The organism is Streptomyces sp. NK08204 (assembly GCF_020400585.1).
Taxonomy (GTDB): domain Bacteria; phylum Actinomycetota; class Actinomycetes; order Streptomycetales; family Streptomycetaceae; genus Streptomyces.
On the sequence record NZ_JAINVF010000001.1, the window covers coordinates 19,903 to 33,002 of the forward strand.

The window sequence follows — 13,100 nt, forward strand, 5'->3', positions numbered from 1 at the left end:
TCGGAGGGTGAACCACCATGGCCAGCAGAGGAAGACGAGCAGCGATGAGGAGCCTGGGGGTGCTCGCCGGTGCGGCGGCGCTCACCGTGCTCGGCAGTGGCGCTCCCGGCTGGGCGGCCACGCCCTCCGGCGCCTACACGCCGACCGCGACACCCATCAAGCACATCGTCGTGCTCTTCGACGAGAACATCTCCTTCGACCACTATTTCGCGACCTACCCGAGGGCCGCGAACACCGACGGCACGGCGTTCCACGCCTCGCCGACCACCCCGAGGAACATCGACACACTGGCCCACGCGGGTCTGCTGACGAAGAACCCCAACCAGTACACGCCGAAGCGGCTCGCCCCGTCGCAGGCGATGACCTGCGACCAGAACCACAACTACAGCGCCGAGCAGTACGCGGCCGACGGCGGCAAGGCCGACCAGTACGTGCAGAACACCGAGATCGACAAGTGCAGCGGCGGCCTGTTCGGCGAGCCCGGCCTCGTGATGGACTACTACGACGGCAACACCGTGACCGCGCTGTGGAACTACGCCCAGCACTACTCGCTGTCCGACCGTTCCTTCAGTTCGGCCTACGGGCCCTCCACGCCCGGCGCGCTCAACCTGGTCTCCGGCCAGACGCACGGCGTGATCTCCGTGGACCCGGCGTCCGGCACCGAGAACCCTGAGCAGACCTCGACGCCCGACGCGTACACGGTCAAGTCGCCCGACGCGCAGGGCGTCGGCACGGTCATCAACGACCCGGACCCGGCCTTCGACGACTGTTCGGACAAGAACCACACCAGCACCAACGCGCTCGCTGTGATGCAGGGCAGGAACATCGGTGACCTGCTCAACGCCAAGCATGTCAGCTGGGGTTGGTTCCAGGGCGGCTTCCGCCCGACCACCGCGTGGGACGGCCGACAGGACCACTACGCCAAGTGCGAGGCCGTGCACACCAACCTCGGCGGCGCGTCGGTGCCCGACTACAGCCCGCACCACTCGCCGTTCGAGTACTACAAGTCCACGTCCAACCCGCACCACCTGGCGCCCAAGAGCGTGGACGAGATCGGCCACGCCGGTCAGGCCAACCACAACTACGACCTGACCGACTTCGGCGCTGCCCTCAAGGCGGGCAAGCTGCCGGCCGTCAGCTTCGTGAAGGCCCCGCAGTTCCAGGACGGCCACGCCGGCTACTCGGACCCGGTCGACGAGCAGCACTTCCTGGTGCAGCAGATCAACGCGATCCAGAGTTCCCCGCAGTGGCGGTCCACCGCGGTCGTGATCGCCTACGACGACTCCGACGGCTGGTACGACCACGCCTACGTCGCCCCGCGCAACGGCTCGCGGGACACCTCGCTCGGCTCCAACGGCAAGGCCACCGACAGCCCCGCCTGTCAGAACGGCCCGGCGGCGTCCGGCGGCTACGCGGACCGGTGCGGTCCCGGCACCCGTCAGCCGCTGCTCGTCGTCTCGCCGTACAGCAAGGTCAACAAGGTCGACCACACGCTGACCGACCAGGCGTCCGTCACCCGGTTCATCGAGGACAACTGGCACACCGGCCGCATCGGCGACCACTCCTTCGACGCCGGCGCCGGCTCGCTCGCGGGCATGTTCGACTTCACGCACCCGAACAACAAGCAGGTGCTGCTGAACGCGGACGGCTCGGTGAGGTACGTCGGCCCGATCCGGCACGTCGCCCCGGTGGCCACCAGCATCACCCCCGGCCCGGCGATGCAGAACGCCGCGTCGGCCTCCTCGTCGTCCCCGGCGCTGCCGGTCGGCCTCGGCGTGGGTGCCCTGCTGGCCGCGGGCGTCACGGGCACGTATCTGACACGGCGCCGCAGGCGGCACACGACCGCCTGACACCTCCCGTCGCCTCGCACGACGACGCCCCCGGCTGCTTGCCGGGGGCGTCCGTCGTGCGGTCGGGTCAGGACAGGCTCTTGCAGCCGCCCCAGCCGGTGGCGATCTGGGTGCGGGAGCCGAAGGAGCCCCCCCGTCGCCGTTGTTGCGCCACAGGACGCCATTGGTGTCGCGGCAGACCAGGTCGGCCTTGCCGTCCCCGGGGAGGTCGCCGGCGCCGACGACGGCGTTGTAGGAGGCTCCCCAGCTGCTGAGCAGCTTCACCCGGGACGCGAACGTGCCGGTGCCGGTGCCGGTGTAGCGCCACAGCACATTGGACTTGTCCTGGGCCAGCAGGTCGCCGCGGCCGTCGCCGTTGAGGTCGCCCACGCCGACGACCTTCTTGTAGCCGGACCAGTCCGTGCCGCCCTGTGTGACTGTGGTCCGGGCTCGTCTGCTGTGGCACCCCGGACAGGTGTTCGTGAGCATACCGACGCTGTGCGGGGCGAGTTGATCGCACAGGGAAACCGCTGATGGGCATCGGGCCGGGCTGCTGGAAGGGCGTGATGCGAGACGAGGCACCGGTGACGGTGGACCGCGGGCAGTACGAGGGGGTGACTCCGTGGGAGCAGGATTCCTGGCAGGCCGCTGTCGCCGGCTGGGTGACGGACGCGCTCGCGGCGCAAGGCCTGCGGGCGACCGGGGGCTGGCGGGTGCGGCTGCGGCCGTGGTCCGTCCTGGTCCGACGGCCGGAGCGGAGTCGCGCAGGGGCTGGGCCGGCGCGCACTCGGCGTCGGCGTCGTCCGCTCGGGCATCCGCTGGACGTGTCCGGCACCGGCGGGCCCAGCAGCGATTCCCCGGGGGGCGGGACTTCGGCGTGGGGCGGACCGGCGGTCACCCGGACGTCGCCCCGTCGACCCCGTGTGGCCTGACCGGGCGGTTCACGCGGGCGTCGCTGCTTCCACCCGAACGGCACAGCGCGGTTGCGCCGGACGCGTCGGACTCGGAAGTCTGAGAAGCAGGGAAGAGGAGGAACGGGGAGACACGAGCCGGGAGGTGTGGTGGCTCCGGAGTACGGCAGTGCACCGCCGGCCGGATCCGGCCTCGCCCGGCGGCGCTTCCTGACCCTGTGCGCCGGCCTGGGCCTGGGGACCGTGACGGCCTGCACCGGCGCGTCCGGGCACCGGGACCCGCGCGGCCCCGCGGCGGCGCGGTGCAGGCCGGAGGTGGAGCGGGACGCGCCGGGCACCCCTGACTGGCGCCTCCGCGCGGAGGGACCGCCGGACGCGGTGGCCTGCTACACGGACCGGGTGAGCGTGACGCCGGGCGAGGAGTGCGGCCTGCACGTGTCGACCACCGCCGCGTCGTTCCGTGTCTGCGCCTTCCGGGTCGGCTGGTACGGCGGTGCACAGGCCCGCAGGATATGGGCCTCGCCCCGGATCCCGGGCCGTGTCCAGCCGCCCCCGCACCTGCTGCCCGCCACCCGCACGGTGCGCGCCGACTGGCCCGCGACGCTGTCCGTGGACACCACCGGCTGGCCGGAGGGTGCCTATCTGCTGCGGCTGGAGACGGACGCCGGGCACCAGCGGTACGTCCCCCTGATCGTCCGCTCCACGGAGGCGGCGGGCCGCACGGTCCTGCTGCACGCGCCGGCGACCTGGCAGGCGTACAACCGGTGGGGCGGCTACAGCCTCTACGACGGCCCGTCGGGCGGGTACGCCACGCGTTCGCTCGCGGTGAGCTTCGACCGCCCCTACGACGGCAACGGCGCCGAGAAGTTCCTGGTGTACGAGCGGGCGCTGGTGGTACTGGCCGAACGCCTGGGCATCCCGCTCGCCTACAGCACCGGTGTCGACGTCCACCGGGACCCGGCGGTGCTGCGCGGCGCGCACGCGGTCGTCTGTCTGGGGCACGACGAGTACTGGACGCCGCAGCAGCGGGCGCATGTCACCGAGGCGCGCGACGCCGGTACCAACATCGCCTTCCTCGGCGCGAACACCTGCTTCCGGCGCGTCCGGCTGGAGGCCGGTCAGGGGGCGGGCGACCGCACGGTGGTCTGCTACAAGTCGGCCTACCGCGCCGACCCCTGCTACGGCTCGGCTCCCGCGCTGGTCACCACCGACTAGCGGCGCCCGCCCGCCGCCGACCCCGAGTCCTCCCTCACCGGCGTGCTCTACGAGGGGTATCCGGTGGACGCCCCCTACGTCGTCCACGCCGCCGGTCACTGGGTGTACGACGGTACGGGCGCCGAGCCCGGCGACAGCTTCGCCCACCTGGTGGGTGTCGAGTACGACCGCGTCACCCCCGGCGTTCCCGCGCCGGGCCCGCTGCAGATCGTCGCGCACTCCCCGCTGGTGTGCGGCGGCCGGCCCAGCCACAGCGACTCGGCGTACTACACGGCCCCCGGCGGGGCGGGCGTGTTCGCGACCGGAACCATGCGCTGGGTGGAGGCCCTGCTGGCCGGCACCGGCGAACTCGGGCGCGACCACGGCATGGACGGCCGCACCCGCGCCTTCGTCACGCGCACCACCGAGAACGTCCTGCGCGCGTTCGCCAGGGGCCCGGCCGCGCGGTACGGCCCCGCGGCGCGGAGCAACGTGCCGGAGGTGTACGGCACAACCACCTGAATGCCGCGCCAGTTGATCACCCCTCAGATTGCTCTCCAGGTGCCGGGCGGGCCTGCGGTCCCGGCGCGCGGAGCTGCTGTCTGCGCGCGTTGTTGTACAGGCGCCAGAAGTGTTTGGCCACCGCACAGGGCGCGGCATCGGCCCGGCACTGGCGGCACTCGGCGACGTGCTGCTCGTAGGTGATACGGGCGTTTTCCAAGGCAATGGCGAGGGAAGACATGGGCAACTCCGGGCAGGGCGCGTCCTGGAGACAGCGCTGGGGCGGACGGTGTGGGCACCCGGAATCAAGGTCATCATGTTACTGCCGGTACTAGGAAACCGGCGGTGTCCGGGCGTGCGATACGTCGTCACGCCCGGATCCTCGCGGCCCGCGGAGCCCATGTCATGAGTACTTCTACTCAACGCCCGCCCTGTCGTGCGCCCGCCAGGGGGCGCCGGAGACGAGGACCACCGGGAGTCCGGCCGGCTCGGAGGTGGGCGCGTTCCAGGAGGCGGCCGTGAACGCCTTCCGCTCGGCGGACTCCTGCGACTGCGGGCCCGCCCCGTCGCCGCGCAGGGTCACCAGGGCGTTGCCGCCCCGGTCCACGACCTGGCGGGCGGCGTCCCGGTGACCGTCAGGGGTGCCCAGGTCGCGGGCATCGGCGTCGCGGACGCCCCCTCCGGCGCGCTGGACGAGAAGGACGCCCGGGCGGGCGCGGCGGTGCCCGGCCGCCGAGACAGGCCGGGCCACCAGGACGTAGTCGGGTCCGTGCTCGGTGTCGCGGGGCGGTGATCCCGCAGCCGCATGAGGCCCGGCAGGGCGCGTCCGCTGCATCAGGCGGGGCCCGCCGGCTCGGCCCGTCCCGGCCGGACGAGGAAGGAACCCGGTCCGGCGGGGCGTCGGGGCGACGAGCACCACCACGGCCCCCGGCAGTGCAGCACCCGCTCAGTCGTTCCGGCGTGGCGAGGGCCGCACGGCACACGGCCTCGCCGGGCCGGTCCTCGACGCCGGCTGCCATGCCGTCGGCCCGAACAGGGGGCTGCCCGACGATGGCCATGCGCCACAGTGTCCTCGGGGTCTTCTCCTTCCGGCGGTCACGTCAGCAGCCGGAGCCGGTTCCCTCTTCCGTGTGCGGTGCCCGACGCCGGACAGACACACGCCGGACAGACACACGACGAGGGCGCCCGGACCGGTCCCGGTGGACCGGCCGGACGCCCTCGGTGGTGGCGTGCGGCCCGACGATCAGATCAGGTCGAACCGGTCGAGGTTCATGACCTTGTCCCACGCGGCGACGAAGTCCTTCACGAACTTCTCCTTGGCGTCGTCGCAGGCGTAGACCTCAGCGAGCGCGCGAAGCTCGGAGTTCGAGCCGAAGACCAGGTCGGCACGGGTGCCGATCCACTTCAGCTCGCCCGTGGCCGCGTCGCGTCCCTCGAACGTGGTCTGGTCGCCGGACGTCGACCTCCACGTCGTGCCCAGGTCGAGCAGGTTGACGAAGAAGTCGTTGGTGAGGGCGCCGGGCGTCTCGGTGAAGACGCCGTGCTGCGACTGCTGGTGGTTGGCACCCAGCACGCGCAGACCGCCGACGAGGACCGTCATCTCGGGGGCGCTCAGGTTGAGCAGGTTCGCCTTGTCGAGCAGCAGGTACTCGGCCGGCAGCCGGTTGCCCTTGCCGAGGTAGTTGCGGAAGCCGTCCGCGACCGGCTCCAGCGCCTCGAAGGACTCGGCGTCGGTGTGCTCGTCGGTCGCGTCGACCCGGCCCGGGGTGAAGGGCACCTCGAGGTCGAAGCCGCCGTCCTTCGCCGCCTTCTCCACGGCTGCGACGCCGCCGAGGACGATGAGGTCGGCCAGGGAGACCTTCTTGGCGCCGGAGGAGGCGTTGAACTCCTGCTGGATGCCCTCCAGGGCGCGCAGCACCTGGGCCAGCTCGTCGGGCTGGTTGACCTCCCAGCCTCGCTGCGGCAGCAGGCGGATGCGGGCGCCGTTGGCACCACCGCGCTTGTCGCTGCCCCGGAAGGTCGAGGCGGACGCCCAGGCGGTGGTGACCAGCTGGGACACGCTCAGGCCCGAGTCGAGCAGCTTGGCCTTGAGGGCCGCGATGTCCGCGGCGTCGATCAGCTCACCCTCGCGCTCCGGCAGCGGATCCTGCCACAGCAGGGTCTCCTCGGGGACCTCCGGGCCGAGGTACAGCGGCTTCGGGCCCATGTCGCGGTGGGTCAGCTTGTACCAGGCGCGGGCGAAGGCGTCCGCGAACTGGTTGGGGTTCTCCAGGAAGCGGCGGGAGATCTGCTCGTAGACCGGGTCGAAGCGCAGCGACAGGTCGGTCGTGAGCATGCTCGGGGCGATCTTCTTGGAGGAGTCGTGGGCGTGCGGGACCGTACCCTCGCCCGCGCCGCCCTTCGGCTTCCACTGTTTGGCGCCGGCCGGGGACTCGGTCAGCTCCCACTCGTAGCCGAAGAGGATCTCGAAGAAGTTGTTGCTCCACTGGGTGGGCGTGGTGGTCCAGGTGACCTCCAGGCCGGAGGTGATGGTGTCCGCGCCCTTGCCGGTGCCGTAGGTGCTCTTCCAGCCCAGGCCCTGCTCCTCCAGGCCGGCGGCCTCGGGGTCGGGGCCGACGTGGTCGGCCGGGCCGGCGCCGTGGGTCTTGCCGAAGGTGTGGCCACCGGCGATCAGGGCGACGGTCTCCTCGTCGTTCATCGCCATGCGGCGGAACGTCTCGCGGATGTCGCGTGCCGCGGCCAGCGGGTCCGCGTTGCCGTTCGGGCCCTCCGGGTTGACGTAGATGAGGCCCATCTGGACGGCGCCGAGCGGGTTCTCCAGCTCGCGGTCGCCGCTGTAGCGCTTGTCGTCCAGCCAGGTGGTCTCCGGACCCCAGTAGACGTCCTCCTCCGGCTCCCACACGTCCTCACGGCCGCCACCGAAGCCGAAGGTCGTGAAACCCATCGACTCCAGCGCCACGTTGCCGGCGAGGATCATCAGGTCGGCCCAGGACAGGCTCTTGCCGTACTTCTTCTTCACCGGCCACAGCAGACGGCGGGCCTTGTCCAGATTGGCGTTGTCCGGCCAGCTGTTGAGCGGGGCGAAGCGCTGCTGGCCGGCGCCGGCGCCGCCACGGCCGTCGCTGATGCGGTAGGTGCCCGCGCTGTGCCAGGCCATACGGATCATGAACGGGCCGTAGTGGCCGAAGTCGGCGGGCCACCAGTCCTGGCTGGTGGTCAGCACCTGCGCGATGTCCTGCTTCACTGCCGCGAGGTCGAGGCTCTTGAAGGCCTCGGCGTAGTCGAAGTCCTCGCCGAGCGGGTTGGCGACGGCGGGGTTCTTGGCAAGGATCTTCAGGTTGAGCCGGTCCGGCCACCACTGCCGGTTGCCACCCCCCTGGGTCGGGTGCGGGGCACGGTCATGCACGACGGGGCAGCCGCCGCTGGCCTCCTCCGACTTCGCGTCAGTGACGATCGCATCGTGGTTGTCAGTCATGGCAATCCTTCCGAACTGTGCGGAACTCGGTGCTCAGGAACTGCGGCCGGGGGAGCAATCGGGGCAGGTGCCCCAGTAGACGACCTCGGCCTCGTCGATGGCGAAACCGTGGTCGTCGGAGGCGGTCAGGCAGGGGGCGCCGCCGACCGCGCAGTCGACGTCGGCGACGGCACCGCAGGACCGGCACACGACGTGGTGGTGGTTGTCGCCGACCCGCCCTTCGAACAGGGCCGGATGGCCGGCCGGTTCGATGCGGCGTACGAGCCCTGCTCCGGTGAGGGCGTGCAGGGCCTCGTAGACGGCTTGCAAGGAAATGTGGCCCACGCGGGCACGCACCCCGGAGGCGATGGCCTCGACGCCGAGGTGGTCTCCGTCCCGGACGGTCTCCAACAGAGCGACGCGGGCCGCTGTCACACGCAGGCCGGCGCCGCGGAGCTGTTCGGCGGCGGTCGGGGGCGGGGAGGCGGTCATGACGCCGACCCTACCCCCATAAACACGAATGACTCAAGAAAATGAATAATGCAATTCTGGCCGTTTGCCGTCGCCAGGTCTTTGACGCTGCGTGGCTCTGCCGCGCCTGGCACGGCGGCGTGCGGCACGGCGGTGTATGACACGACGGCGTGTGACACGGCGGTGCTTGAGGCACCCTGCCCGCCCCGACTCGGCTACAGTGCGTGGCCGGGGGGCGCCCGCAGGCATTCCCGCATCATCCGGCGCCGGAGCCCGGACGGCAGCGCGGCAAGCCGGGACATCCCCCGGACGGGTGAGAGCCGGGGCCGAGGCGGGAGACAGAGCCGGCCGTCGCTCGTACGGGTGCACCCCGTCCGGCCGTCCGTGGCATCCCGGCGATTGCGTCGTTCGGCAGCAGTGTGACGTTCGCCAGGCCACGTGATGGACCGGCGGTGAACGGGCAATGCTCTCCTTCATACCCCACGCGAACCCCCTGCGGCAGGTGATCCGATGAGCACGGCGACGCCCCGGACGACCCGGACGCCGCCCACCGGCACCGGCGCGGCGGCCGGGAAGCCCTCGCCGTCGGCCGGCCGCTCCTTGCCGTCGCTCACCGGGCTGCGGTGGATAGCGGCGCTGCTGGTGTTCGGGCTGCACGTGAACAACTTCGGCTACTTCGGCGGTGCCGGTGGCCGGATCGTGTTCTGGGCCTTCGGGGCCGGTGCCACGGGGGTGTCGTTCTTCTTCGTCCTGTCCGGTTTCGTGCTGACGTGGTCCGCGAGACCCGGTGACCGCGTGCTGGGCTTCTGGCGGCGGCGCATCGCCCGGATCTACCCGGTGCACCTGGTCACGCTGGCCCTCGCGCTCCTGATGACGTACACACTGGCGCATCAGCCGAAGCCGACACCGACGCAGGCGGCGGCGAACGTCCTGCTGCTCCACTCCTGGTGGCATCCCTGGTGGCAGACGCTGAACCCGGTCAGCTGGTCGCTGGCCTGCGAGGCCTTCTTCTACGCCGCCTTCCCGCTGCTGATCCTGCTGCTGCGCAGGCTCGGCGCGCGCGGGTCGGCCGCGCTGGGCGCGGCGGCGGTGGCGGCGGTCCTCGTGCTGACCCGGGCGGACGCCCACCACTGGACGACCCTGTCCATGTACTCGTTCCCGGCCGCCCGGCTGCCCGAGTTCGTCCTCGGCGCGGTCACCGCCCGGCTGGTGGTGCTGGGCCGGTGGCACGGACCGGGACTGGAGGCGTCGCTGGGCCTGACGATCATCGGCTACTTCCTCGTTCCGCAGGTCACGCCGGGCTACTCGGCCACGGCCTGCACGCTCGCCGGGTTCGTCCTGCTCATCCCGGCGGCGGCCGTCGCGGATCTGCGGGGGCTGCCGTCGCTGTGGCGGCACCGGCCGATGGTGCGGCTGGGGGAACTGTCGTTCGCCTTCTACATGATCCATCTGCTGGTGCTGCGCGCCGGTAGGAACCTGCTGGGCACCAAGCCGCACTTCGGGGTGCCGGCGGGGCTGGCGGTGACCGTCATCGCGTTCGCCGTGTCGCTCGCACTGTCCTGGGTGCTGTACGAGGCGGTGGAGCGGCCCGGGAGGCGGCTGCTGCTGCGCCGCCGCCCGACCGGCCGGCCCGCCGCCGAGGCACGCGAGTGAGCCGTGCCACCGCACGACCGTGCGGCTGCCCCCGGGTGAGGGGCCGGCGCACGAACGGCGTCAGTCAGTCCTGGCCGGCGCAGACGCCACCGGCGGCGGGGTTCGACGGCCCGACCGGGTCGGTGGCCTGTTGCCGCACGCGTGGGCGCCGGCCTCGACCGGGACCTGGATCACCTCTGGGCTGAGCGAAAGCGGACTCCTCCATCGACCCCGCCGGGCCACAGGGCACCTGTCCCGCTAGTCCCGGTGAGCGGGGCGGCTGCCGGCCAGTTCCACCAGCGCGGCGTGCGTCTCCTCGTCGGCCGCCACGATGAGTCCGCCCGCTCCGGTGTGCAGTGGCTGGCCGTGGATGCCGGTGACCGTGCAGCCGGCGGCCCGGCACAGGGCGATCCCGGCGGCGAAGTGCACGCTGTCGCGCAGGTCGCCGTCGGTGACGTAGGCGGCCCTGCGGCCGGCGGCGACCCAGGCGACCGCGAGGGTCGTGGAGACCACCCGGGGCCGGAACCGCTGCGCGAAACCCGGTTCGGCCAGCAGGCGAACCGCCTGGAAGCCGGGCGCGTTGGGGAACGGCGGGTCGAGGTTGACGTCCACCAGCCGGGAATCCGGCGAGGGCGCCACATCCTCGTCCCTGCCGCCGGCACGGAGGCGGGTCCGTGTGCCGTCGGTCCAGAACACCTCACCGCTGAACGGGTCCGCCGTCGCGGCGGCCGTGACGTCCGTGCCGACCCGCAACGCCACGTTCACGGCCACGAGCATGTTGCGCACCGCGTAGTTGAGGGTGCCGCACAGCGGATCGACCAGCCAGCGGCGCCGCGCTCCCTCGGCTCCGGTGCGTCCGCTCTCCTCGCCCGTGACGGCGTCGTCGGGCCGGGCGGCACGCAGGATGTCGAGGATGGTCTTCTCGGCCGCGAGATCGGCCGCCGTGGCGAAGTCGCCCGCGGACTTCTCGAAACGGGCCAGGGGGCCGCCGTACATGTCACGTACCACGGCGGCACCCGCCGTCGCCGCCGTCATCGCCACGTGAGCGTCCGACTCGAAGTCGATCACCGTCATGCATGCAGGATAACCACCGGGTCCCGGCTCAAGTCGGCTGGCCCCACGGTGGGTTGCACGGCCGCCCCGGCGGGCGGCCGTACGTGGGTCAGATCCCGTCCCAGGAGACGACCCGGGTGCCGGGTGACGTGGAGCGGGAGGCGGCGTCCAGGGCCCGGCCAGAGGCGTGCAGCGGGTGGGCGCCGGTGACGACCGGGGTGCCGGGGACCGCTCCGGCCGGGGTGAGCGAGAGGGTCTGCTCGGCCGCCGTGCGCCCGCCGCCGACGAAACTGCCGCTGCTGTCCGTCCAGTTGCGCACCGGGGTGGTCTCGGCGAGGCGGCCGGCGGCTGCGGACAGGCCCAGCACCAGGCCGCTGTAACGGTTGACGAGACGGTAGGTGCCGTCGTCCGCGGTGCTCCGGATCAGGAACCACTGCTGGCCGACGGTGGGGCCGCCCGGCGGCGGCGTGGTCACCGTGGGCTGCGCACCCCAGGCACGGCCGGCCCTGGTGACGGAGTCGACGCCCAGCAGCCGGCCACTGGAGGCGTTGGCGACGGTGTAGGAGCCGTCGCCGGTCGGGGTGAAGATCCAGGACTCCTCGGCGGCTCCGGTGGAACTCGCCACGGAGGTCGTGCCGGAGCCCCCGGGTACCTGGGCGAGGACCCGGCCCGCCCCGCTCGCGATGCGGTAGGTGCGGCCGGTGTCCATGGGCGGTGCCGCCGGGGCGGAGGAGTCGATCGTGAGGTCGACGTACTCGCCGGAGGCGTCGTGGGAGCAGCCGAAGGCGCAGTACGAGCGGAAGGTCCTGCCGACGATCGTGCCGCTCGTGCGGTTGGCGCGGTCCAGGAACCAGCGGTACCAGGACGCGTTCGTGTAGCTGCCGGTGTCGCCGATCAGCTGCCACTTCTGGGTGGCCAGGTCGTCGGTGGCGTACAGGTACTGCGGCGAGTTGCCGCTCTGGTCGACGGCCTGCGGTTCGCCGATGTAGAGGCCGAGGTAGGCGTCGTAGGTGATGTTCATGACGAACAGGGGCGAGGTCGGGGGCATCGTCCCGGCCGCGATCTGCTGGGCGGCGGTGCCGGTGTTCACCGGGTCGTACTCGTCGGCGACCGGGGTGTACCCGGTGGGATGGTCGGCGTCGGCGGGGACGATGTTGCTCTCCCGGCCGCCGGTGCCCGGCTGGGACCAGGCACCGTCGTACCACTTGCGCCAGGAGCCGGGCGCCATCTTCCCGGAGATCGGGGCGCGGGCCACGTGCTCGTAGAACGCCTTCCAGCCGCCGCTCTTGTCGATGATCCGCGAGCCGTAATAGACGTAGAAGTAGCCGGAGGCGGCGTCGACGAACAGGCGCTGGTCGCCGTCGCCGTAGGAGTACGTCTGGTTCGGGAAGGCCGTGGTGTCCCCGCGCCCGGTGCTGTACGGGGACGTGATGACGTGGTCCTTGATGGTCCAGGTGCGGCCCTGGTCGGTGGAGACGGCGTAGTCGATGGCGTCGTAGTGCAGTCTGTCACCGAAGGGCTGCGGGGTGAACTCGTTGTGCACGAGGCCGTACCAGTCCCCGGTGTCCGGGTCGGCCCAGACCCCCGACAGGTCGCAGTAGTTCTTCTGCGCGTAGCCGGAGCCGCTGGGCGCGTACGTCGCCTCGCGGCCGGTCGGGCTGTTGTTGCAACGCCAGGTGGTGTCGTCGTTGCGGTCCTTGGAGTCGGCGGGGTTCACCGCCTTGCTGATCCTCTTGTCGAACGCGGCCGTGTCGAAGTCCGTGCCGGTGTAGAAATCCCAGGTGCGCGGGTCGTTCGCGCCGTAGAGCGCGGCGGACTGCTGGTAGTGGAAGGTGCCGTCCTTGTCGGTGTACGGCGTGGCGGGGGTGTCGGTGGGATGCGTGAACGGCACCGGCGTGCCCACGGTCACGCTGTAGGCGGCCACGGGGGACGCTGCCGCGACGGGCGCCGGGGACGCCGTGCCGCTGCCCAGGACCAGGGCGACGGCCGTCGAACACACTGCCACGGCGCCGCCCGCTCTGCTGAAAAGTCGCACGGATGCTCCTTGTCGACGAA

7 protein-coding genes and 4 pseudogenes are annotated in these 13,100 nt (G+C 71.9%); 4 read left to right on the forward strand and 7 right to left on the reverse strand.

Annotation, left to right across the window (positions count from 1 at the left end):
• Positions 1 to 44 precede the first annotated feature (44 nt).
• Entirely contained in the window at positions 45 to 1,850 is a 1,806-nt protein-coding gene (locus K7G59_RS00095) for a phospholipase C (protein ID WP_225829689.1), read from the forward strand.
• A 237-nt stretch (positions 1,851 to 2,087) separates the two neighbouring features.
• Here K7G59_RS00095 and K7G59_RS00100 read toward each other — a convergent pair.
• A pseudogene (locus tag K7G59_RS00100) lies at positions 2,088 to 2,318 on the reverse strand (FG-GAP repeat domain-containing protein); the annotation flags it as partial.
• Positions 2,319 to 2,887: 569 nt separating this feature from the next.
• Here K7G59_RS00100 and K7G59_RS00110 point away from each other — a divergent pair.
• Positions 2,888 to 4,456: pseudogene (locus K7G59_RS00110) on the forward strand (N,N-dimethylformamidase beta subunit family domain-containing protein).
• 16 nt (positions 4,457 to 4,472) lie between these two features.
• On the opposite strand, the gene K7G59_RS00115 reads toward K7G59_RS00110, so the two are convergent.
• Positions 4,473 to 4,655 (reverse strand): hypothetical protein, encoded by a 183-nt coding sequence (locus K7G59_RS00115; RefSeq protein ID WP_225829690.1) that lies wholly within the window; start codon positions 4,653 to 4,655, stop codon positions 4,473 to 4,475.
• A gap of 267 nt (positions 4,656 to 4,922) precedes the next feature.
• Positions 4,923 to 5,045: pseudogene (locus K7G59_RS35195) on the reverse strand (heme-binding protein); the annotation flags it as partial.
• On the opposite strand from K7G59_RS35195, the pseudogene K7G59_RS00125 reads away from it, so the two are divergent.
• A pseudogene (locus K7G59_RS00125) lies at positions 5,046 to 5,228 on the forward strand (hypothetical protein); the annotation flags it as partial.
• Between the two features lie 450 nt (positions 5,229 to 5,678).
• Here the strand turns inward: K7G59_RS00125 and katG are convergent.
• Both katG and K7G59_RS00135 read right to left on the reverse strand, forming a co-directional pair.
• Entirely contained in the window at positions 5,679 to 7,910 is a 2,232-nt protein-coding gene (gene katG, locus K7G59_RS00130; protein WP_225829691.1) for a catalase/peroxidase HPI, read from the reverse strand.
• Positions 7,911 to 7,943: 33 nt separating this feature from the next.
• Positions 7,944 to 8,381 (reverse strand): Fur family transcriptional regulator, encoded by a 438-nt coding sequence (locus K7G59_RS00135; RefSeq protein WP_225829692.1) that lies wholly within the window; start codon positions 8,379 to 8,381, stop codon positions 7,944 to 7,946.
• Between the two features lie 489 nt (positions 8,382 to 8,870).
• Between K7G59_RS00135 and K7G59_RS00140 the strand changes: the two genes are divergently transcribed.
• Complete coding sequence (locus tag K7G59_RS00140) at positions 8,871 to 10,013, forward strand: acyltransferase (RefSeq protein ID WP_225829693.1); 1,143 nt, start codon at positions 8,871 to 8,873, stop codon at positions 10,011 to 10,013.
• A gap of 237 nt (positions 10,014 to 10,250) precedes the next feature.
• On the opposite strand, the gene K7G59_RS00145 is transcribed toward K7G59_RS00140, so the two are convergent.
• Together K7G59_RS00145 and K7G59_RS00150 are read right to left on the reverse strand one after the other, a co-directional pair.
• Entirely contained in the window at positions 10,251 to 11,066 is an 816-nt protein-coding gene (locus tag K7G59_RS00145) for an inositol monophosphatase family protein (RefSeq protein ID WP_225829694.1), read from the reverse strand.
• Between the two features lie 88 nt (positions 11,067 to 11,154).
• Entirely contained in the window at positions 11,155 to 13,080 is a 1,926-nt protein-coding gene (locus K7G59_RS00150) for an RICIN domain-containing protein (protein WP_308294973.1), read from the reverse strand.
• Positions 13,081 to 13,100 lie beyond the last annotated feature (20 nt).